15 protein-coding genes are annotated in these 23,615 nt (G+C 34.6%); 3 read left to right on the top strand and 12 right to left on the bottom strand.

All coding sequences use genetic code 11. The annotated features are described in order from the left end of the window. Window positions 1-31: 31 nt before the first annotated feature. Together EKM01_RS05050 and EKM01_RS05045 are read right to left on the bottom strand one after the other, a co-directional pair. On the bottom strand, window positions 32-721 hold the full coding sequence (locus tag EKM01_RS05050) for a hypothetical protein (protein ID WP_126742046.1): 690 nt from the start codon (window positions 719-721) through the stop codon (window positions 32-34). 19 nt (window positions 722-740) lie between these two features. Continuing rightward, on the bottom strand, window positions 741-1,031 hold the full coding sequence (locus EKM01_RS05045) for a hypothetical protein (protein ID WP_126553187.1): 291 nt from the start codon (window positions 1,029-1,031) through the stop codon (window positions 741-743). Between the two features lie 196 nt (window positions 1,032-1,227). Between EKM01_RS05045 and EKM01_RS14535 the strand changes: the two genes are divergently transcribed. After that, window positions 1,228-1,386: a hypothetical protein gene (locus EKM01_RS14535; RefSeq protein ID WP_158616088.1), complete on the top strand. Its 159-nt coding sequence runs from the start codon at window positions 1,228-1,230 to the stop codon at window positions 1,384-1,386. Here EKM01_RS14535 and EKM01_RS05040 read toward each other — a convergent pair. Then, window positions 1,372-2,442 (bottom strand): hypothetical protein, encoded by a 1,071-nt coding sequence (locus EKM01_RS05040; RefSeq protein ID WP_126767188.1) that lies wholly within the window; start codon window positions 2,440-2,442, stop codon window positions 1,372-1,374. The two genes, EKM01_RS14535 and EKM01_RS05040, sit on opposite strands and share 15 nt — an antisense overlap. 1,212 nt (window positions 2,443-3,654) lie before the next feature. Further along, window positions 3,655-3,894, bottom strand: coding sequence for a hypothetical protein (locus EKM01_RS05035; protein WP_126553183.1), 240 nt, complete (start codon window positions 3,892-3,894; stop codon window positions 3,655-3,657). Between the two features lie 530 nt (window positions 3,895-4,424). Between EKM01_RS05035 and EKM01_RS05030 the strand changes: the two genes are divergently transcribed. Next, complete coding sequence (locus tag EKM01_RS05030) at window positions 4,425-5,318, top strand: IS1595 family transposase (protein WP_126553181.1); 894 nt, start codon at window positions 4,425-4,427, stop codon at window positions 5,316-5,318. A gap of 28 nt (window positions 5,319-5,346) precedes the next feature. Here EKM01_RS05030 and EKM01_RS05025 read toward each other — a convergent pair whose 3' ends face one another. From EKM01_RS05025 to EKM01_RS05000, 6 genes are all read right to left on the bottom strand, one after another. Beyond that, complete coding sequence (locus tag EKM01_RS05025; protein WP_126553179.1) at window positions 5,347-6,099, bottom strand: LytTR family DNA-binding domain-containing protein; 753 nt, start codon at window positions 6,097-6,099, stop codon at window positions 5,347-5,349. A gap of 1,415 nt (window positions 6,100-7,514) precedes the next feature. Continuing rightward, window positions 7,515-8,708, bottom strand: a complete 1,194-nt coding sequence (locus EKM01_RS05020) for an AraC family transcriptional regulator (protein WP_126553177.1) — start codon at window positions 8,706-8,708, stop codon at window positions 7,515-7,517. Window positions 8,709-8,808: 100 nt separating this feature from the next. Beyond that, entirely contained in the window at window positions 8,809-9,711 is a 903-nt protein-coding gene (locus tag EKM01_RS05015; RefSeq protein WP_126767184.1) for a transposase, read from the bottom strand. Between the two features lie 972 nt (window positions 9,712-10,683). Further along, window positions 10,684-11,253 (bottom strand): hypothetical protein, encoded by a 570-nt coding sequence (locus tag EKM01_RS05010; RefSeq protein ID WP_126767182.1) that lies wholly within the window; start codon window positions 11,251-11,253, stop codon window positions 10,684-10,686. A gap of 93 nt (window positions 11,254-11,346) precedes the next feature. Next, window positions 11,347-16,968 (bottom strand): FISUMP domain-containing protein, encoded by a 5,622-nt coding sequence (locus tag EKM01_RS05005; protein WP_126767176.1) that lies wholly within the window; start codon window positions 16,966-16,968, stop codon window positions 11,347-11,349. Between the two features lie 105 nt (window positions 16,969-17,073). Beyond that, entirely contained in the window at window positions 17,074-17,673 is a 600-nt protein-coding gene (locus EKM01_RS05000; protein ID WP_126556351.1) for a hypothetical protein, read from the bottom strand. Window positions 17,674-18,296: 623 nt separating this feature from the next. Here EKM01_RS05000 and EKM01_RS04995 point away from each other — a divergent pair. Continuing rightward, on the top strand, window positions 18,297-18,887 hold the full coding sequence (locus tag EKM01_RS04995) for a hypothetical protein (RefSeq protein ID WP_126556348.1): 591 nt from the start codon (window positions 18,297-18,299) through the stop codon (window positions 18,885-18,887). Window positions 18,888-18,990: 103 nt separating this feature from the next. Here EKM01_RS04995 and EKM01_RS04990 read toward each other — a convergent pair whose 3' ends face one another. Together EKM01_RS04990 and glgB are read right to left on the bottom strand one after the other, a co-directional pair. Further along, window positions 18,991-21,390, bottom strand: a complete 2,400-nt coding sequence (locus EKM01_RS04990; protein ID WP_126767173.1) for a glycoside hydrolase family 31 protein — start codon at window positions 21,388-21,390, stop codon at window positions 18,991-18,993. A gap of 309 nt (window positions 21,391-21,699) precedes the next feature. Then, a complete protein-coding gene (glgB, locus tag EKM01_RS04985) occupies window positions 21,700-23,607 on the bottom strand; it encodes a 1,4-alpha-glucan branching protein GlgB (protein ID WP_126459777.1) in 1,908 nt (635 codons plus the stop codon). Between the last annotated feature and the right edge of the window lie 8 nt (window positions 23,608-23,615).

Raw genomic sequence — 23,615 nt, 5'->3', positions numbered from 1 at the left:
AGAATATTCCATTTATTTTACGAATTGTTACTTAATTGACAACAACCCAACTAGTGCCATCGCTTTGCACTTTTAGTGTTTTTGTATAATTTAAAACACTGACTAGAACTCCCTCGGCAAATTTTAGGGAGGGAGAGAACGTTAGTGCATTATCACTGGTATCTGTTTTACTAATTATAAAGGTTTTCCCGGAATTAATGGCAGCATCAGGTAATGACACCGTAAACCCACCCCCAGTAGCATTACACAATACCGTAGAGTCGCTATCGACAATTACATAAGAGGCCGTTTTAGTTACCACACTTGTAGCCACAGCAGCATCCTTAGACACAACTGCAAGCCAGGTCCCCCCGTTTAGAGTAACTGATTTATTGCTGTAATAATAAAACCCGGGTTTTACCGCAACTAATCCAATACCTGATGTTCCTGTGGCGGTATTATACACTAACATCCCATCAAAACGATTTGGATTATTAGTAGGCCCCGTAGTTCCCGCCTGAGCCATATTCGCCATAGTTGTCAAATCGACTCTTGGAAAAACTAACCCCTTAGCTAAATTAGTATTAGTAATATTATTCCAACTAGGTGAACTAGAAGCATCCAAAAAAGCAGAGTTCGTATTCATAGTTGTAGTACCAATATTAGTATTTATCTTTATTTGACTAAAACCAATTTGAACCAACAACAAACAACACATAACTATAAAAATTTTCTGTATCATCCTTTAGGTAATTTAATTATTATAATGAACTTTGATATAATAACCATGAAGTACCATCACAAAAAGCATGACAAACTGTACCTCCTTGAATATTAAGAACAAAAGCAGCACTAATAGATCCAGTACAATTAATTGCGGAAGCAGAGGCATTAATGATTTTAATTTCCATACCCGTATTTGCAGCAGAAGGTGTCGGCAAAGTTAAAATAGAGGCCCCTACACCATTATATAAAACCGTATTTGCATTATCAGGAATAGTATATGCATTAGCTGTAGTCGTTACAAAATTATGTATAACAGCCGCATTCAATTTCAAAGCACCATCAATAACTAGTTGTGCAGTCCCTGTAGTAAAGGTTAAGTTATTATTATTCTGCGTTACTGTTCTTGCTCCAGTTAAAGTACCATCAGCATTATAAAAAGAAGGAACAGCATTAACATACGTTTTTACAGCTAATGCACTAGGATATTTTGTATCATTAGCAGTAGCGTCAATAACAATAGTCTTGTTAATTTTATCTTCTTTTGATAATTCTGCTGCTCTAGCTGTAGCTGCTTCAGTAGTTATTGCTGTAGAATTTAATAATTCTGCTGCTCTAGCTGTAGCTGCTTCAGTAGTTATTGCTGTAGAATTTAATAATTCTGCTGCTCTAGCTGTAGTCTAATAATTCTGCTGCTCTAGCTGTAGCTGCTTCAGTAGTTATTGCTGTAGAATTTAATAATTCTGCTGCTCTAGCTGTAGCTGCTTCATTAGTTATTGCTGTAGAATTTAATAATTCTGCTGCTCTAGCTGTAGCAGCTTCCGTAGTTATTGCTGTAGAATTTAATAATTCTGCTGCTCTAGATGTGGTTGCTTCCGTAGTTATTGCTGTAGAATTTGATAATTCTGCTGCTCTAGCTGTGGTTGCTTCATTAGTTATTGCTGTAGAATTTGATAATTCTGCTGCTCTAGCTGTAGCTGCTTCAGTAGTTATTGCTGTAGAATTTGATAATTCTGCTGCTCTAGCTGTGGTTGCTTCATTAGTTATTGCTGTAGAATTTAATAATTCTGCTGCTCTAGCCGTTGTTGCTTCAGTATCTATGTTCGCTTGCAATGCAACTTCGGCAGCAGTGGCTCTTGTAGTTTCAGTAGCTACCGCAGCAGTTACATTAGCCGTTGATGCTTTTAAACCAACTGCAGTTTGCAATCCCGATTCGGCAGTAGTAGCTCTACTTACTTCGGAAAAAATCTGATTTTGCAATCCCGACTCAACAGTAGCAGCTCTAGTGGCTTCGGTATCGACGTACGTTGTCACCGCACTTTCTGAAGGATAATGATCCAAGGTAGTTCCTAATACTGTAGTAATATTAGCGATTGACTGCGCTCCTAAGCTAGCCAAAGCAGCCGGAGCAGTAGTCGCCCCTGTTCCTCCACTACTTATTGCAACATTCCCTGAAAGACCTCCTGCTAAAGTAACCCACTTAAGCGAATTCCAGTAATAAAATCCTGGAACAACATCTCCAGCAGTTGCCGTGTTATAAATTAACAAACTTTCTTTTGGGTTGGCTATAGTACTAACATCCGAGGTTCCCGTTAATTTCATTCGAGGAATCAAAATTCCTTTATTTGTCGAAACCACATCGAGTTGAGCTGATGTATCCGGATTAGAAGTTCCAACCCCTACTTGCGCATAGCTCGACAATCCCATGAACAACACAATGATAAATAAAAATTTTTTCATACGTTTTTAAGTTTTACAGTAATAATGACCTCAAATAAAATCATTTTCTTGTGAAAATACCATCCTAAATAAACAAGTGCACTTTTCAGGGAATAACCGTATCAATATCGGCATTATTCAATCTCAAAAAAACATAACACGTTTTTTATAAAAAGCGAACTGAAATCATGTGCCGCATGCTAATCAAAATTAAAACAGGATTTTGAATCTAAAAACGCTGAGCAGACTGTATGCATCTTCAAGCAACGTCACTTCGTCCCGAGACTTCGGGATTTTGACTTGTAGGATTGTGGTAGAAAACAGCAACGTAATAAGTCAAAATGTATCGAGAAGCTATTTAGTAAACAACGGTTCTCGATACAATTTTATAAACTGCTATCGATAATTTATAAAATCACTCGAACTGACATTTAAATGAAAACTCCTAACTAGAGCAACAGATGTAATTACTTCTTTCCTCACAATGACAAAATAAACCTTACCTTACTAACATTGCGCTTGAACTCCCAATTGGACTAATTAACGAACAACATTGGTAGTCCAACAAATTAAAATAAGAATTGTACATAAAAAAACTCTTTACAACTCAATAAATAGAGGGATTACAATGTGTTTTTATCTTGTTGTTTAACCTACCTTAGAAGCCCCGGAAAGCCTCAAATTAAACTTTATATAATCTATCATTTCCTGACGACTTAGTTGTAAATCAAGAAAAATAGTATCCTCTAACTCTTCTAAAGCATTACTGATTTGCATTATCCGAGTCCTTAAAAAAATCAGCACTCCTATTTATAAATCCGCATCATATCCAAAAGTTCTACAGTCTATAGTTGACAATAAAAATCACTGCAACAAAATCATTATAATCAATAACTTCCTCCCTTATGTATTCAAAAAAGCTCTTGAAATCAAATTCATTTTTTTTAATAATGAATTTACAACCGTTTGAAAAGTCATAAATCAGGAGTTTATTTTTCACACATACTTATTTTTTTTGCTTCTTAGCAAACCATTATTTCCTGGCCTATCGTAAACAATTATTAATTTTAGAACGTGATCCGAAAACCTAAAAAAATGCTGATTACTTAATGCCCTCTTCTATTCATTTCCTTAAACCATCTGAGCTAGTTACCCCTAAATTCCATCAATTACTGCTGCATTAAATGCGCTAAATATCCCAATAATCTAAATACGTTTTTTTCTAATCCTAAACTAAAAATTAAAAAAATCTTCGATTATTTTTTCATCAACTTCAAGTTTTGATTTCACTTTTAAAGAGCTACTTTCTCCAAAACATTTTACTAAAAAAGCAGCCTTTGCAACATCATACCTCAGAATCAAAAAACCTGCGGATATAGAACTGCTTTGCAACACATCAGCATGTAATATATCACAACTAAACAAAATCGGAATTCCATCCGCACTAATAACATATTTAATTATCTTCTTCATTGCTAAAATATTTAAAATACTTAAATTGAAATACTACTTAATCCAAGCTTGTTTATCAAAAAAATAACATCGTACAGGATAGAAAAAAATGTTGCATTTTTTCAAGTAAACAAACCAAAAAAATTGAAGTACCTACTACCCCTGTAACTTGATAAAAAAAAACTTTAACGAAAAGTACTCTCAGACATTTTTCAAAAAACAAAAAACTTTTGTACACACGTTCCAAACTCAAATGGATAAAAAGGTGGCATGACAACTATTTTTTTCAAATATTACTATTTTCAATAATAACTCCTATCTAAAAGTAACAAGTGTAAATAAAAGGAGTATAATTGCCCAAATATGAAAGTAAAGAACTCTCCCGCAACTACATCCACAATCTTTTATTAAATAGGCTATTCATATGATCGCTCTATATTTATATTGAAAATTTAAAGTTAACCCCTCCAGAAATCACATGGCTAAAATATACTACTATTGAGGTCGGCATTTAAATTCACACCTTTAAAGTCTAGTAAAACATATAAAAAATGGAAATTTTTAAAGGACAAAATCTCATAGAGTTTGCTGAACGATTCAAAACAGACCAAGATTGTAGAGAATATCTTTCAGAAATAAAATGGTCAGAGCACTGTGTTTGTAGTAAGTGTGGTTATACAAAAAGTCAAGTCCGCAAAGATTTTGCGAGAACTTGTAATATTTGTAGCGATACTGAATCGGCAATGGCTAACGCTTTATTCCACAAAGTAAAATTTGGTTTGAAAAAAGCATTTTTTATTTGTTTTGAAATGTCAACTAGTACAAAAAGTCTTTCCGCTTCTCAAACTGCAGTTCGTTTTGGCGTTCACCAAAGAACCGCTAGGTTATTTATGCATAAAGTGCGTGAGGCTATGAAATCAAGTGGAAATTTCCCTATGACTGGCGTAATTAATGTTGATGAATATGTCGTAGGTGGCTATGAAGAAGGTAAACACGGACGAAGTTATGACAGTACAAAGAAAAAAGCCATATGTGCTTTGGAACTTACAGATAACGGAAAAGCAAAACGTTTTTATACCTTTCAAATCCTCGATTACTCCGCTAAATCTTTAAGAAAAATGTTCGAAAAACATATAGATTTACACGCAAGAATAACGACCGACAAATGGAAAGGATACAATCCTATTGCTAAGGATTATGACCTAACACAAATATTAAGTGATAAAGGGTCTAATTTTAAAGCATTACATATTATGATTCATCCAGTGAAATCTTGGATAAGAACAACTTATTCTTGGGTAAGTGAGAATAATATTAACAGATATTTTGCTGAATTTTGTTACCTAATTAATCGTTCTCAAAACAAAGACACAATCTTTAACAATTTAATCAAAAGAATGGTGAAATCAGAGAATATTACTCATCAAGAAATGATATGTGCTTAAATACCGACCTCAATACTACTATATTCATTTAGTTTTTAAGCTTAATGAATTTGTTAAAGCTTTCCTGTCTCCTTTTGGAAACTGGTATGGTAATTTTATTCGCTAGTTCACAATAAACACCGTCTTTTTTGATAATACTTATTAAAAATCTGATATTTATAATATATCCGTGATGAATCCTATAGAAATAGGAACTATCCAAGACTTTCTCATACTCTCCTAAATTTTTACTTGATACAATTTTTTTACCCCCTAATAAGAAAAAAGTAGTGTACTTACCATCAGCCATACAAAACATAACATCCTCTTTTTTTATAAAATCAATTTTATTTAAAGATGAAATAGCTAAATAATCATTATGAGTATTTCTATTTTCTACAGAAAAATCAGCTTGCAAATACAAGTTATTCATCTTGATTCTCTTTACTGCTTTATTGATTGCCAAAATTACATTCTCTACTTTAAATGGTTTTAGAATAAAATCAACAGCATTATTTTCGAAAGCATTTACCGCATACGCTTTTTCTGAAGAAATAAACACTACCGGAACATCCTCTAAACTAAACTCATCTAAAAAATCAAAAATAATTGAATCTTTAAATATAACATCCATAAAAACGATATCAGGCTTATTCTCGTTAAGTTCAATAATTGCCTCCTGGATAGTGGCTATATGAATGACTGAATTAATATTGATACAATACGCTGAAATTATTTTTTTTAAAGCTAAAACATCAATAAAGTCGTCGTCAATTATCGTGATATTGTAATGTGCATTCATAGTAATTATTTTTAATTAGTTTTATTTTAAAAAAAATATCCTCAAATTTCGAGTCTAAAGTATAAGAATTAAGTCTAGTCTTTTAAAAACCCCAAACAGGCATTTTTAAACCAAATCTCAAAAGCAACAATTGTAACTGACAGATTATAATTGTTACTTTTTAAAGTATAAATGACAAACACAACACATTTGCGAGTGCCATAAATATGATCCAAAAGTAAAACGTAAATAATATTCCCCAATACTACATTGCTGCATTTGTTGCCTCATTTCGTCAAACGATGCGAATTTGCTGCCTTGTTTGGCGAAACGAAGCAATTATGAGTGGTTATTTAGTCCGTTTTACAAATTTTTTAAAATTAATCGCTTGCATGAAGGACACCTGTCACAAGCACTGAAACAAAATCCATTATAATTTAGGCTACTGTGGTACTTAATTCTACAACAAACAGCTCAGAATCTAATGTAAAAAAATGGTCCATTCTAGTTACCATTTCATATGCCAAAATTTTCCCTAATGCCAATTCAGTAATGGCTAAAATTTAATATCTTAGTGTAATGGAGCCCTAAATATATTCTTTGCCGCAGATTAATTTGCCAGCTAGCCCAAAAATCTCTTTAATTCTTAAAATTATTGGCAAAAACTCTTTTTACTAATTGGTCTCGTATTTTATATTACGACACTGTATCTTTCTAATTACTTATACCTCTCTTGAGAGAAGTCCAAAAATTATACTAGTTAAAAAAGATTGTGCTTATATACAATAACGACAACTTCGAATGTCCCACTAATTGCGGACGGTATTTATACTCTTGACCAAACTGAGAAACAATAAAAAATGCTTCCCCATTGTGATCCGGGAATTTGGAGTCTGATCTTTTATGACTATCCGTTACTAATACCAGTTGCTTATTTCCGTCCAGGATTATACGGATTTTACCGGAATACAGCAAAAAGAACCGTTTATTAGAAAACAAACAGTGAAAATATTTTAAATCTGAGGCTAAAAGGAAATTTACTCAGTCTGCTTTACGAGTCAAAATAATTTAAACGATTACAGCACTAGTCATTATGCAAATATTCAATACAAAGGAAGATACTAAACTTAAAAATTGCTTTTATGAGGAAAAAATAAAGTATTAGAAATTTCAAATTCAAGAAGTTATACCAAAGACATAAATAAGATAGCCTTATTACACCCCCTTCTCCTTTAGCTACCGTCTGGACACCAATATTAAAAAAAAATCAGACTCAACTTTCATAAATTATCACAAATTAATTCACGTAAAGTCGAATCCAGATAGGTTTTATTTTTACGAAAAAAAGAAAAAACTACGTTAATCTGTGTTATCTGTGTTCTATTTTAAACTTGTGTCTACAGCGTAGCTAAAGGAGATGTATCGATGATCCGTTTTTACAGAAAAGAAATCGGTTTAATACTTTTTATACTATTATGCTTTTTTTGCGCAAAATAATCCGAAGGTGTTTGACCGGTTACTTTCTTAAATGCATTAAGAAAAGAGCTCCGTGAATTAAAACCAGCCTCAGAAGATAGCCCTTCGAATGAAAAGGAACTCCAGTTTTCATCATACCGATGAACAATAATATAATTGATACGGTAACTATTAATAAAATCAGTGTAGTTACAACCATACTCCCCATTAATAACAATAGACAAATGATGAACAGGGATATTACAATCAATCGCAAATTCTCGTATCGAATAATTTTTTTTTAAATACGGTTTTTGACTCTCAATAAAAGACTCCAATGCTACCTTATACAGCTTCTTTTTATCGGAAGAAAGAATAAATTTTTTTGAACTTGATTCTGTTTGATCGTCCGCATCTATAGCTGTATTCATATTCAAAGTTTCTTTCATACCATACAACACTCTTGGATTAAACACTAAAGTAATTACACAAAAAAACTGAACCACACTTAGTGTTAAAATCGCATATATTCTTATATCGCTTCCAATATGAAAAATAGACAAAACAAAAACAAAAAGATAGGTTAAGCTATGGAAAAAAGTGAGACAAATTAGCCAATTCCAAACTCTTTTATTTTTTTTCGACCATTTATAGTCATTTTTGTAGAAAAAAAACAATAAACGTACCTGAAAAAACTCATACACAATACCGGTTCCTGTTTTAAGAAGGGGATGAAGGTTCGCTGGCAATAAACCTTCTTTTTGCTCAGAAAGTATTTCGACATGAGAAAAAGCAATTTTTAAATACGCTATTTTTTCATCTGTTGGCATAAAATAAAAAGGAATAAACTCAATAAAATGCAACAGGGCCGGCATAAAATGAAGCCAGTCCCATTTGCGAAAGCGAACTTCTCTATTAATAGTCGCTCGCACATATAAATAAAAAAAAGGCGCCAGCAAATATTGTGAAAAAACACCTAATCGATACAAATGTGGGTAAGAAAGATAAAAACCATCAACATACGTTAAACCGTTCAAAACAATAACAACAGAAATATTAAACAAACCCATCGCTAATAACCGATTTGCAAATACATCAACCCTATTTAAAATTAAAAGAATAAAAGCACATAATATTCCCGAAAAAGAAAAAGCTAAAAAGAAAAATAACAACATACTATTAGAATCAGGTAAAAGGGACATTAAAAAAAGCGAAACTACAACATATTAAAACTAATAGTTAGATTCTCTTCTATTATATTATGCGAATCAAGGGTTAAAATGTTAAGTTTATAAAAGCGGAAGCGATTTTGCCGAAGATATGAATCAACAGTCCTTTGGCAGACCTCACTTTACTAGCTCTTTGAATATCTGTTCTTTGAATTAGCCAACTAAAAAATGCTTCTATAGGTTGTCTAACTCTTGATACTGCTGTCGAAAACAAATCATTTGCAGCTTTATCTCTATTTTTGATTTCTTGACATTGCCCTTTAATTCCTTTGATTGGAGTCATCATAATCGAATTTTTCTTTTGCTCTAATTCAGTAAAAAAATCTAGATTATTGTATATTTTATCTCCAAAAAAATTCCTGTTAGTTTTCTCAGACCAAGCTTCTTTGAATACAGTTAAATCATTTACTGAGGCAGGAGTTATTTGAATTTCCTCAGGAAAAGGGATTTTATCTAAGCGTCTAAAAGCCAATGCGTGTAATTTCACACCATAATAATACAAGCTTTTAGTAGAGCAATATCCTTTGTCGGTCAGTTCTTTAGCTACTTTTGCATTACGCTTTCCAGAACAAGTGATTATAGGCATTGAATCCAGTAAACTTTGATCAGCAAAACAGTCAGAGGGTATAAAATCTTCAAACAACGAAGATGTAAAACGTCTAAAAGCTTCCGACAATTGGTTAAGCCGATTAGAAAAAGCAGTATATGAACCGAGTTTTGGAAACCAACCAATCAAATAATCACAAGCATATTTGTGAATTTGTTTGATGCTAAAGCGTTGTTCTTCTTGAACTGCGAATAGATAAATGGTCATAATTTCTTGGTCTGTTAAATCTTGCTTATCGTTGTTGCTAAAACGTTCGCAAGTATATTTTAAATCTTTTTCAAATCTGTCGCAGATTATTGAGTAGATTTTTATTAATTTTAGGGCTTTAAGCTGATTAATCATATATTTAAATGTGCGTTAGATACACTATAAATATACTGATTATCAGCTTATTAATCTGATTTTTAAACAGATATTTCTTTCTTTTTTAACCCTTGATTCGCATATATTATTAACACTAACAAAAAAAAAGTCCAAATATGCGATTATTTACAACCAATATAATTAAAAATATTTTTAACAATTTTAGCGGTTAAATACCTGAAAAGTAGGTGTGTAAAAAATATAAACACAAAAAATACTTGTTTTTAAAAATAGACAGAATAGAAAAATAAAAATTATATTTATAAAAATAAGCTAGATTATGCTTCAAAATTGTACACATTAACTTCCGCAACACAACTTATATCAATTCTTCATCACAATAAAGTTCAAAACACAATTACTTAACCACTGAATTATCATTAACTGGACCTCCTAAAAGTGTCGATAAAGCTAGTACGGTAAATAAAATATTATAGAAATATCTTATTTGAATGCTAATGCAGTATTCAAACAATTGAGAAATAACAACGCTTTCAAAATATTTTTTAGTACTGTTCGATAAGCGGACTAAATTTACAAAAGAGCAGTATTTCTAAAAAAAAATGATAAAAATTACACTGATTTTTACCGTTTTTTTTTAAAAGATTAAAATAGAAATTCAGGATAATTGCTTCGCCAGATCGAGTTCCTCATGTTGTGGCAGCAAAAATTGACTGGTAGTCCGAACGGAAAGTCATGTTATTTTTTATCCTTTTTTTGTTTTTGTAACTTGAATCTAGGGTTTAAAAAAACGTAAAACCTAAATATTTAAAACTTCCTGCCTCAAAGGACAGGAAGAAAAAATAACAATTTAGTCTTTGATACAACGAACACTATTACCGAATTAACGCATGTAATAAATTCCAGCCTTTGCATTATTTGTAAAGAAGCTAAAAAGCACATCAGCACCACTCACATAACTACTTCAATGTAGCTGTGGCTCCAGTAGCATTAAAGCGTATTTCGGCTAAAATTACACGATACACTTCTATCTAAAACAAAATTTGAGTTGGCAACTACTAAGGGAGTCCCTGAAGCAGTAAGTACAATATCCTGAGATCCAGTTCCTGCAAAAGAGCCAGAACCCGTAAAAGTCACCCCATTAGCACTAGCCGAAATACTATAGGTACCCACTCTATCAACCGTTGCCGTTATGGTTTGGGTTACCCCAGACACAGGAGTACCCACAGTTAAGGTACCCACTGAATTAGTAGAACAGCTATACGCCGTGACAACAGCAGTAGCTCCCGAGGATTCCTGAACCCCACAACCGTTATACCAGGTAGTCCCATCAAACCACTCTAAACAATTTTTGGTCGTATTATAAATCACTAAACCCGCCATTGGCGACGCAATCACATCACGTTGAACCGTAGTTAAACCAGGGGGCAAAAAACCTTTGGTAGTACTTTTTAATTCCAGTACTGCCGAAGGGTCAGGCATAGGTGTACCAATACCTATTTGCGCTTTTGCCATAAAACAACTCAGCGATAGCATTGCTATTAAAATATTTTTCATCATTTTTTATTTTTTTTTAAAAATTATTTAACTTAAAAACCGTAAAACTAAATATTTAAAACTTCCTGCCTTAAAGGCAGGAAGAAATTAAAAAAATTAGTCTTTGATACAACGAACGGAAGCACCATAAGAAGTATCAAAGTTATTCCCAACATATGCATTAGACTGCATATACTCCATATAAAACATCTTTGCGGAATTAAAAATTGAATTACTAGTCCAATATACAGCGTTATTACCAGCATTATTGTCTAACCTACCATCTCTAGAATTCCGATAACCTGAAAGAACAAACTTATGAATTGAAACATAAGCCCTATAGCTTCCTGAAATATGATACTCATTTATCTCTGCCGTGAATTCAGTATCTGTGGGTATTCTATATCCTGAAGGACAAGGATTATTGATACCGGAAACACCCTGCCATAAATTGGAGTTTGGTGTTGAACGCCAGTTTCCATTCAAACTATCACCCAATATGAATAATTTATTAACTGGACTATCAGTTAATGATTTATCATGCGTTATTGATTGAAGCGGACTTCCATTTGCAGAATTAGACCAATTCATACCCGCATGACCGTCATTACCTCGACCCCATTGATACAAACACCCATAAGCCAGAAAATCCTTCTCGTAAGTTGCAGCCCGACTGGCACCTAAATTCCTGTCCATCCAGGTCTTTCCTGTACTCGAAAGAATATCTACCACTGTAGTAGGTGCAGACCCATCACATATTGCATAACCTCCAACAGGACCTGCTGCTATAACAACTCTAGGAAAATTAGCAGATGGTGTAGTTTCTAATGTAAAATTATTAACGCCTGCTACCGCAGGTGTCCCCGCAGCAGTAAGCACGATATCCTGTTGTCCTGTTCCTGTAAAAGTTCCAGAACCGGTAAAAGCTACGCCATTAATAAAAGTGGTGATAGTGTATGTACCAATACTATCTACTGTAGCCGTTATCGTTTGGGTTACACCAGATACAGGAATACCAACAGTTAAAGTACCTGTTGATGCTGTAGTACCTATGTATGCCGAAACAACAGCCGTACCTCCTGAAGATGCATTTGAACCAGTCGCTAAAATTGTTCTAGGAAAACTAACAGTAGGAGTTGTGTCTAATGCAAAATTCGAGATCTCAACTACTACAGGAGTACCTGTAGCGGTAAGTATAATATCCTGTTGCCCTGTTCCTGAAAAAGTGCCAGAACCTGTAAAAGTTACACCATTAGCAATAGCGGTAATAGAATAGGTACCAACACTGCCTACAGTAGCTCTTATCGTTTGGGTCACCCCAGACACAGCGGTACCGGCAGTTAAAGTTCCTGAGGATACCGTACTAATATAACTTGTCACAACAGCAGAACCTCCTGAAGTTGCACTGACAATTACCCTAGGAAAACTAACTGTAGGAGTTGTGTTTAAAACGAAATTAAAAGTTCCTACTGCTATAGGAGTTCCTGTAGCAATAAGTACAATATCCTGTAATCCTGTTCCGAAAAAAGTGCCAGAACCCGTAAAAGTTACCCCATTAGCAATAGCTGTAATAGAATACGTACCAACACTGCCTACTGTAGCTGTTATCGTTTGCGTTACCCCAGTTGCAGGAGTACCAGCATTTAAAGTACCTGATGATGATTTACTACTATAACTTGTCACAATAGCAGTACCTCCTGAAGTTGCACTGACAATTACCCTAGTAAAACTAATGGATGGAGTCGTGTTTAATGCAAAATTAGAAGTCCCTACTACTACAGGAGTACCTGTAGCCGTAAACAATATATTCTGTGATCCTGTTCCTGTAAAAGTGCCAGAAGCTCTAAAAGTTACACCATTAGAAATGGTGGTAATATTATATGTACCTAAGCTGCCTACTGTAGCCGTTATCGTTTGGTAAACCCAAAATGCAGCGGTGCCAGCAGTTAAAGTTCCTGAAGATGCCGTACTAATATAACCTGTCACAACAGCAGTACCTCCCGAAGTTGCACTGACAGGAGAGCCTACTACCCTAGTAAAACTAAGTGTAGGAGTAGTGTTTAAAACAAAATTTGAAGTCTCAACTACTACAGGAGTACCTGTAGCAATAAGCACGATATCTTGTGATCCTGTTCCTGTAAAAGTGCCAGAACCCGTAAAAGTTACCCCATTAGCAATAGCGGTAATAGAATACGTACCAACACTTCCTACAGTAGCCGTTATCGTTTGGGTTACCCCAGACACAGCAGTACCAGCATTTAAAGTTCCTGCTGATGATTTATTACTATAACTTGTCACAACAGCAGTACCACCTGAAGTTGCACTGACAATTATCCTAGGAAAACTAAGTGTAGGAGTTGTGTCTAATGTAAAATTAGTAATACCCGACGCTACAGGTGTACCTGTAGCGGTAAGCACAATATCTTGTTGCCCTGTTCCTGAAAAAGTGCCAGAACCTGTAAAAGTTACTCCATTACTAATGGTAGTGATATTATACGTACCTACACTTCCTACAGTTGCTGTTATGGTTTGGGTTACCCCAGACGCAGGAGTACCAGCAGTTAAAGTACCTGATGATGATTTATTACTATAACTTGTCACAACTGCTGTACCTCCCGAAGATCCATTTGAACCAGCATCTAAAATTGTTCTAGAAAAACTAACGGATGGAGTTGTGTCTAATATAAAATTGGAAGTTCCTGCAACTACAGGTGTACCTGTAGCGGTAAGCACAATATCTTGTTGCCCTGTTCCTGAAAAAGTGCCAGAACCTGTAAAAGTTACACCATTAATGGTTTTCGTGATATTATAAGTACCTATACTGCCTACTGTAGCCGTTATGGTTTGAGTCACCCCAGATGCAGGAGTACCAGCGGTTAAAGTACCTGTTGATGCCGTAGCACCCGTGTATGCCGAAACAACAGCTGTACCTCCCGAAGATCCATTTGAACCAGCATCTAAAATTGTTCTAGAAAAACTAACGGATGGAGTTGTGTCTAATATAAAATTGGAAGTTCCTGCAACTACAGGTGTACCTGTAGAGGTAAGCACAATATCTTGTTGCCCTGTTCCTGAAAAAGTGCCAGATCCCGTAAAAGTTACGCCATTACTAATGGTAGTGATAGTATACGTACCTACACCTCCTACTGTAGCCGTTATCGTTTGGGTTACCCCAGACACAGTGGTACCCGCAGTTAAAGTTCCTGCTGATGATTTATTACTATAACTTGTCACAACAGCAGTACCACCTGAAGTTGCACTGACAATTACCCTAGAAAAACTAAGCGTAGGAGTTGTGTCTAATGTAAAATTAGTAATACCAGACGCTACAGGTGTACCTGTAGCTGTAAGCACAATATCCTGTTGCCCTGTTCCGGTAAAAGTTCCAGAACCCGTAAAAGTTACGCCATTAGTAATAGTAGTAATATTATACGTACCTACACTTCCTATAGTAGCTGTTATGGTTTGGGTTACCCCAGACGCAGGAGTACCAGCAGTTAAAGTTCCTGATGATGATTTATTAGTATAACTTGTCACAACTGCTGTACCTCCCGAAGATCCATTTGAACCAGCATCTAAAATTGTTCTAGAAAAACTAACTGCAGGAGTTGTGTCTAATGTAAAATTAGTAATACCCGCTACTACAGGTGTACCCGTAGCTGTAAGTATAATATCCTGTTGCCCTGTTCCTGAAAAAGTGCCAGATCCCGTAAAAGTTACGCCATTAATTGTTTTTGTAATACTATATGTACCTACACTGCCTACAGTAGCCGTTATGGTTTGGGTTACTCCAGATACAGCAGTACCAGCAGTTAAAGTTCCTGTAGATGCCGTAGCACCAGTATAGCCCGAAACAATACCTGTACCTCCTGAAGATCCATTTGAACCAGCTGCTAAAATTGTTCTAGAAAAACTAACGGATGGAGTTGTGTCTAATACAAAATTGGAAGTTCCTGCTACTATAGGAGTACCTGTAGCTGTAAGTACAATATCCTGTTGTCCTGTTCCTGTAAAAGTACCTGAACCGGAATACGTTATGCCATTAATGGTTTTCGTGATATTATAAGTACCTACACTGCCTACAGTAGCCGTTATGGTTTGGGTTACCCCAGACGCAGGAGTACCAGCAATTAAAGTACCTGTAGATGTCGTAGCACCCGTGTATGCCGAAACAATACCTGTACCTCCCGAAGATCCATTTGAACCAGCATCTAAAATTGTTCTAAAAAAACTAACGGATGGAGTTGTGTCTAATACAAAATTAGAAACACCTGCTACTACAGGAGTACCTGTAGCTGTAAGCACAATATCCTGTTGCCCTGTTCCTGAAAAAGTGCCAGAACCTGTAAAAGTTACACCATTAATGGTTTTCGTGATAGTATAAGTACCAACACTCCCTACTGTAGCCGTTATGGTTTGGGTTACTCCAGTTGCAGGTGTACCAGCAGTTAAAGTTCCTGTAGATGCCGTAGCACCCGCGTATGCCGAAACAATACCTGTACCTCCCGAAGATCCATTTGAACCAGCATCTAAAATTGTTCTAGAAAAACTAACTGCAGGAGTTGTGTCTAATACAAAATTAGAAACACCTGCTACTACAGGAGTACCTGTAGCTGTAAGCACAATATCCTGTTGCCCTGTTCCTGAAAAAGTGCCAGAACCTGTAAAAGTTACACCATTAATGGTTTTTGTAATACTATAAGTACCTACACTGCCTACTGTAGCCGTTATGGTTTGGGTTACTCCAGTTGCAGGTGTACCAGCAGTTAAAGTTCCTGTAGATGCCGTAGCACCCGTGTATGCCGAAACAATAGCACTACCACCTGAAGATACACTAGTACCAACGATTGCAGCTACAGTTGTACGGGGAAAACTAATGCTAGGGGTTGTATTTAAAACAAAATTTGAGGTCTGTACTTTTAAAGGTATTCCTGTAGCCGTAAGTACAATATTCTGTTGTCCTGTTCCTGTAAAAGTTCCGGAACCGGTATACGTTACACCATTGGCTATAGTCAAAATATTATAAGTACCAATACTGCCTACAGTAGCCGTTATCGTTTGGGTTACCCCTGATGCAGGAGTACCAGCGGTTAAAGTACCTGTTGATGTCGTAGAAGGGTTATACCCCGAAACTACAGCAGTACCATTTGAAGACCCTTCAACACCTACTGCTACAATTGTTCTAGGAAAACTAATGCTGGGGGTAGTGTTTAAAACAAAATTTGAGGTTTCTCCTTTTAAGGGAGTACCTGAAGCGGTAAGCACAATGTTCTGGGGTCCTGTTCCGGTAAAAATACCAGAAGCTGTAAATGTTACGCCATTGACAGTTACCGAAATATCATAACTACCAACCTTACCCACTAAAGCCGTTATGGTTTGAGTAACCCCTGATGCAGAATTTCCAACAGTTAAAGTCCCTGATGATGCAGTAACACTACTATACCCCGAGATAACAGCACTTCCTCCCGAAGAGCTATCGATACCACAGCCGTTATACCAAAAAGTACCATTGTACCATTCTAAACATCTTCTACTGGTATTATAAATCATTAAACCTACCTTTGGAGATATAATCGCATCACGTTGAACGGTCGTTAAACTAGGGGGCAAAAAACCTCTAGTAGTACTTTTTAATTCCAGTACTGCTGAAGGATCAGGCATTGGTGTACCAATACCTATTTGTGCTTTTGCCATAAAACAACTCAAAAATAGCAATGCTATTAAAATATTTTTTTTCATTTTTCTGTTTTTTATTAAAAAAGGAAACTTCTTTTTTTCTAAACACTACTTTTCTTTTATGGTATTATAAGAGAGAAAGGTATCTTACAAAACGTAAAAAAAAACTTAGTTACTGCTTATCACAAACCAATTTGTACCATCCGATTGAAGTACCCAAGTTTGCAACCATAATCCTCCTGAAATGGAGGTCATCGTATCGATTGCTCCAGCAGCTGATTTTATGATCACATTATTATTAGAAGTATCAATTTTTTTAATGTTAAATTTTTTTCCTAATGACAATACCGCTGAAGGCAAGGTTACCGTCACTGCATTGGAAGTTGCATCTACTAAGATGGTCTCGTCAGTAGTTAAAGCATCGTAACTACTAGTTTTTGTCACAATTGAAGAAATTGACAATGCCTTTGTTACATCATCAGTATTCACTATTCTATTCCATTTATTATTAAGCCAATAATAATAACCAGGCTTAACATCAGCAATTAGCTGTGTATTGTAAACCAATAAACTTTCTACATTACCATTTGAAATAGTTGTACTATCATTGGTTCCCTTCAAAGGGACTCTAGAAATCATAACTCCTTTATTATTTGCAACCACATCTAGCATTGTAGATGCGTTAGGAGCAAGTGTTCCTACTCCAACCTGTGCATACGTTGCTGTTCCAAAACCAAACAACAGTACTAGTAATTTTTTTTTCATCATTTACTACGTTAAAATTTAACTCAAATTTTATATTAAAAAAAGTAAAAAACACACTACCAAGTAATAAGTGATTATTTTTGAGAAATATGTGAAATCACAATTAAATCCAGACTATCCTAGCTGTTACAATTCATATTTCGACAAAATTCATGTCCCAAAAATTTCAAAATAATTTCTTCTATTTAAAATTCGACCGAATAATTACTGGAAAAACATTTTAATTATTTCATTAATTTCACAACTATTTTGTGTTGCGGATTATTTTTTTTGGAAATATTTCTACATTTAAAATACGTAATTATTAAAATAATTCTGAAGAACAATACACTTTCATTCAACGCTCTATTCATTACAAATAATAAAATCAGTCATAATTTTTTTTCACTTACAACACAAAACAAAACACTTATTACCCAGAGTAAAAAAGAAAAAATTTAATAATTTAATTTTATAGAAATTACAATTTTTTAAGTTAAAATTTTAAGCTAAACACAACAAAAAACTGGAAAATGTACACTATTGAAGATCTAAAAAAAGTAATAATAATTACTGAAATGAGTGATGAAGAAATTAAAAGAGGCATTAGATTATGTGAATAAAATGAATGAATGAAAAAAAATAAATTGAGCAAAACAGTAATAATATTAGCAGTAATACTAGCAACGTGTAATTCATATTCTCAAACCGAAAAAGATAACTATATCTCTTTTTCAGGAGGATTAGATTTAAGAAATGCAATTATTGGGAGTGATCCAACTAATGATAAATCAGCCATAAATTATAATTTACAATTTTCGATGGTTGATCGAAATGTAGAAGTATCTGTTGGTTATGAAAGTTTCAATAAAATACAATTTGATAAATATTTTATAGGCTTAGGGTACCATTTCCCATTATATTTATATGCTTTTCAAAGAAGTATCAAAACTACCTTTATTCCCAGTATAGAACCCACTCTAATAAACAGATGGGGTACATGGGGAGGAGGAATAAGTTTTAACGAACCTTCTTCTCATTTATCAATTGGTACAAATCTATCTTTTAGATGGGATGTTAATGATAAATTTGCTTTTGAGTATTCCTTAAATGCTTTACCCAGAACGGACTTAAAAGCAAAATATGGCGATTTATCAGCTAAAAACAGATTAAGTATCGATGGAGTAGGAATTATAGGTTCAAGCTTTGTAAAATTCATATGGAAACTTCCCACTTAATTGACATTATTTAAGATAGTTATAGATAACCCGTAGGTATTTCAAACATAGAAAAGTAATTAACTTAATTTATAAAATTAAATTTAAAAGTATCATTTTTTTGTTATTCTCCAATAATATACAAAGCTGTAAATCCCTTACCAACAATCAAATAGCCTTCATTATCCAAAGTAATTTTATCAAATACAACTTCAACGTTATCAATTTCTATTGTTTTGACTTTAAAAGGAAGTCCAATCAAATTTAATTTATACTTAGAATAATTAGTGTCGTATTTTCCTTCTTTATGCAACTGAATGATCAGTTCCTTCTCTTTTCCGGTTGCTTGAAAAGACAAAAAGCTATACCGTCCTTTTTTATAATCATATCCATCTTGCGCATCTTCATACACTACTGATTTTTCTTTTCCTTCGTGATAATAAATATCCAGTGTTAACTCATCAAACTCCAGTTCGCCAACATATTGTTGAACCGGATATTTAGGAATGATTGCTCCTGCTTTTACAAAAATTGGAATTTCATCAAACTTAGTACCTACCCATATTTCTTTTCCGCCATTGACCAATTCGTTGGTCCAATAATTATACCATTGTCCACGAGGAATATACATGCGCCTTCCTACTGAATTAGGTTCTAAAATAGGACAAACAAGAATTTGATTTCCAAAAACAAATTCGTCATTTCTATAATGCGTTTGAATATCTTCCTGATCATAATACACTAATGGCTTCAACATAGGAATTCCTTCCTCAATATATTGCCAAAACATGGTATATAAATAAGGTAATAATTGGTATCTTAAATTCACGAACTTTCTAGTGATATTGATCACTTCTTCATCAAAAGCCCATGGTTCCTGATCGCCGTGATCTCCTGAAGAATGAGTTCTGCAAAAAGGATGAAAAACACCCAATTGAATCCAACGGGCATACAATTCGCCTGATGGTTGTTCTGCAAATCCACCAATATCTGATCCTGTAAAACCCATACCAGATAGAGACATGCGTTGCACCTGGATATTTGCAATCCATAAATGTTCCCAAGTGGCTACATTATCTCCAGTCCAAGAAGACGTGTACCGTTGTGCTCCTGCGTATGCTGATCTTGTTATTACAAAGGGTCTTTTTGGATATGCAAATCGTTTCACACCATGATAGGTTGCTCTGGCCATTTGTGTACCATAAATATTATGTGCTTTTCTATGACTGCAAGGGTTTCCGTCGTAATCATGGCGCACATCCATTGGAAATGTCTTATTAGGAACCTCCATTACTGCGGGTTCATTCATGTCATTCCACACTCCTTTTACTCCAATTTCCGAAATTAATTCTTTGAACAATCCAGCCCACCACTCCCGTACCGCAGGGTTTGTATAATCCGGAAAATTACATTCTCCCGGCCATACTTTTCCTTTCATATATGGACCGTCAGCTCTTTTGCAGAAATAATCTTTTTCTAAAGCTTCTTGATATACCGAATATTCTTTGTCAATTTTTATTCCCGGATCGATAATTACAACTGTTTTGAAACCATCTTCGGCTAATTCAGCCACCATTCTTTTTGGATCCGGAAAATATTCTTTGTTCCAAGTAAAACATCGAAAACCTTCCATATAATCAATATCCAAATACAGTGCGTCACATGGAATTTTCAACTCTCTAAATTTAGCTGCAACTTCTTTTAAATTGCTTTCCGGATAATAACTCCATTTGCATTGGTGGTATCCAAGTGCCCAAAGTGGCGGCAATTCTGGCTTACCGGTCAAATCAGTATACGTTGTAACCACATCTTGCATTTGGGGTCCGTAAATGAAATAATAATTCATTTCTCCACCTTCAGCCCAATAACTGGTTACATTTCTTCTTTCGTGACAAAAATCAAAATAGGTTCTAAAGGTATTATCAAAGAAAATACCATAGGATTTCTTGTTTCGTAATCCAATATAAAATGGAACAACTTTGTATAAGGGCTCTTGATCTTTTTGAAAAGCATATTGATCTGTTGCAAAATTTTCCAGTCTTTTTCCCTTCAAATTCATTTGGGTTGCTTTGTCGCCAAGTCCGTAAAAACATTCCCCGTCTTTTGAAGCCTTACTCATTTTGACAATGTTACCGCCATATTCATAGCTTTCTTCCCAATGAAATCCAAGCTCATCTTCTAAAATAATATTTTCTTCTAGATCATAAATAGATACTCTCATGTCTATTTTTTGAATCCTGCATTGTACTTTACTGGTTTTTATCTGATAATACTCTTCTGCTTCAGAAACTTCCAGAAAATTATAACCATGAGAATGACTTTTATCAATTGCATAAGAAAAATCATTGCTAAAATACCCTTTTGTTGTAAATCTAAATCGGATTAAACTATCTCTTAATATGGTTACTTTCAAGATGACACTATTATCGGTATGAAAATAGATTGAATCAACTTCCTGTTCAAAAGAAATTATTTTTGTGGGATATAAATCTCCCTTATATTCTAATTCTGTATTTGTAATCATGTTTTATGGTATTAATTTTAATCTTTTTCTAGCATTCAAACTTACGAAATTACTTTGTAAACAGTTATATGTGTGGGGTTTATTAACGAAAACGTTATAGTTTTTAGACAGTTAAATTTAGAGATAAATAGGTGTGTTTTTTAAAACAAAGAAGGTAAGAGATTAGGAGTTAAAATCAAAAAAAACGATAAATCAACACTAAATTTAAATTAGTTGTTACACCTACATAATTAAGCTTTAAATACTCTTAATCTCTAATTCTCATTGTAATCTGAAGTTCTCTTAACCTCTAAATCGTTTTGTTAAAAATTATCCGATTTTAAAAACAATAACACTTAACGGCGGCAATAGCAATTCAGCAGAATAATCTCTTCCATCATAAGGCAATGACTCAATTGCTATTTTTGTAGTATTAGAAACGCCGCTTCCTCCATAATTTGAAGCATCACTGTTAAAAATTTCTGTCAATTTTCCTTTTTTAGGTAAACCAATTCGATAATCAGGGCGCACCACTTGCGTGAAATTACACACTACAATTATATCGTTTTTTAGATCATTTCCTTTTCGAATGAAAGACATCACCGCATTTTGATGATCCGAATAATTAATCCATTCAAAACCTTCCGGACTGAATTGTTTTTCATATAATCCAGGTTGTGTTTTATACAATTTATTCAAATCTGTAATTAATTTTTTTACGCCTTCATGATAGGGATATTGCAATAAATGCCAATCTAAACTTCCTTCAAAATTCCATTCGTTGCTTTGTCCAAATTCACTTCCCATGAACAATAATTTAGTTCCGGGATGCATAAACATGTAACCATAAAGTAATCTTAAATTCGCAAATTTCTGCCATTCATCTCCCGGCATTCTTCCTGCTATAGATTTTTTTCCGTACACCACTTCGTCATGCGAAAGCGGCAACATAAAATTTTCCGAAAAAGTATAGGTCATTGAGAAAGTCAAATCATTTTGATGGTACTTTCTGTACACCGTGTCTTTTTGAAAATATTCCAAAGTATCGTGCATCCAACCCATCATCCATTTCATTCCAAAACCCAAACCTCCGATAGATGTTGGTCTCGAAACCATTGGGAACGAGGTACTTTCCTCAGCTATGGTTTGAACGCCTTCATAATTTAGATACACGGCTTCATTAAATTCTTTCAGGAAACTAATAGTATCTAGATTTTCTCTTCCACCGTAAATATTAGGTTCCCATTCGCCTTCTTTTCTGGAATAATCCAGATACAACATCGAGGCGACGGCATCTACCCGCAAAGCATCCGCATGGTAATGTTGCAACCAAAATAACGCATTACTAATCAAAAAAGAGCGAACCTCATTTCGTCCATAATTGAAAACTAAACTTTTCCAATCTGGATGATAGCCTTTTTTACGATCTGGATGTTCAAAAAGATTGGAACCGTCAAAAAATCCTAAACCATGTGCATCATCTGGAAAATGAGAGGGTACCCAATCCAGGATTACCCCAATTCCTGCTTCGTGCAATTTATCTACTAAATGCATGAATTCCTGCGGATTCCCAAAACGGGAAGTTGGTGCAAAATACCCCACTAATTGATAGCCCCAAGACGGATCGTATGGATATTCCATGATGGGCATGAACTCCACGTGCGTAAATCCAGTTTCTTTTATATAATGTACTAAATCTTCGGCAAATTCTAGATACGTCAGAAAGCGATTATCTTCTGCATGCCGTTTCCAGGATCCTAAATGGACTTCATATACTGAATAAGGCTTGTCTAAACCATTGTGGTTCTGACGCGTTTTCATCCAGTTTTTGTCTTTCCATTGATACTCTAAATCCCAAACTACTGAGGCAGTGTGTGGTGGTTTTTCACAATAAAAAGCAAACGGATCCGCTTTCTCTGTTATGATTCCACCATTATTAGATTGTATTTTATATTTATAGGTTGTCCCTTTTTTGATGTTTGGAATAAATCCTTCCCAAATGCCAGAGGAGTCCCAGCGAACTTCCAACAGATGTTTACCTTGTGTCCAGAAATTGAAATCCCCAACTACAGAAACAGACTGAGCTGTTGGCGCCCAAACCGCAAAATAAACACCGTCTGTTCCATCAACTGAAAGAAGATGTGCACCTAGTTTTTCATACAGACGAAAATGTTTCCCTGATTTGAATAATTCAATATCGAAATCGGTAAAAAGGGAATGCGAGATAACTTTGCTCATATAACAAT

This window comes from Flavobacterium sp. RSP46, from assembly GCF_003984825.1.
Classification (GTDB): Bacteria; Bacteroidota; Bacteroidia; order Flavobacteriales; family Flavobacteriaceae; genus Flavobacterium.
Note: the sequence above shows the minus strand (reverse complement) of the source record. Positions and strands in the feature narration are given on the sequence as shown.

Excerpts from the sequence above, each read along its gene's own strand:
- EKM01_RS05050 (WP_126742046.1), bottom strand. The coding sequence starts at position 721 with ATGATACAGAAAATTTTTATAGTTATGTGTTGTTTGTTGTTGGTTCAA.
- EKM01_RS05040 (WP_126767188.1), bottom strand. The coding sequence starts at position 2,442 with ATGAAAAAATTTTTATTTATCATTGTGTTGTTCATGGGATTGTCGAGC.
- EKM01_RS05035 (WP_126553183.1), bottom strand. The coding sequence starts at position 3,894 with ATGAAGAAGATAATTAAATATGTTATTAGTGCGGATGGAATTCCGATT.
- EKM01_RS05030 (WP_126553181.1), top strand. The coding sequence starts at position 4,425 with ATGGAAATTTTTAAAGGACAAAATCTCATAGAGTTTGCTGAACGATTC.
- EKM01_RS05025 (WP_126553179.1), bottom strand. The coding sequence starts at position 6,099 with ATGAATGCACATTACAATATCACGATAATTGACGACGACTTTATTGAT.
- EKM01_RS05020 (WP_126553177.1), bottom strand. The coding sequence starts at position 8,708 with ATGTTGTTATTTTTCTTTTTAGCTTTTTCTTTTTCGGGAATATTATGT.
- EKM01_RS05015 (WP_126767184.1), bottom strand. The coding sequence starts at position 9,711 with ATGATTAATCAGCTTAAAGCCCTAAAATTAATAAAAATCTACTCAATA.
- EKM01_RS05010 (WP_126767182.1), bottom strand. The coding sequence starts at position 11,253 with ATGATGAAAAATATTTTAATAGCAATGCTATCGCTGAGTTGTTTTATG.
- EKM01_RS05005 (WP_126767176.1), bottom strand. The coding sequence starts at position 16,968 with ATGAAAAAAAATATTTTAATAGCATTGCTATTTTTGAGTTGTTTTATG.
- EKM01_RS05000 (WP_126556351.1), bottom strand. The coding sequence starts at position 17,673 with ATGATGAAAAAAAAATTACTAGTACTGTTGTTTGGTTTTGGAACAGCA.
- EKM01_RS04990 (WP_126767173.1), bottom strand. The coding sequence starts at position 21,390 with ATGATTACAAATACAGAATTAGAATATAAGGGAGATTTATATCCCACA.
- glgB (WP_126459777.1), bottom strand. The coding sequence starts at position 23,607 with ATGAGCAAAGTTATCTCGCATTCCCTTTTTACCGATTTCGATATTGAA.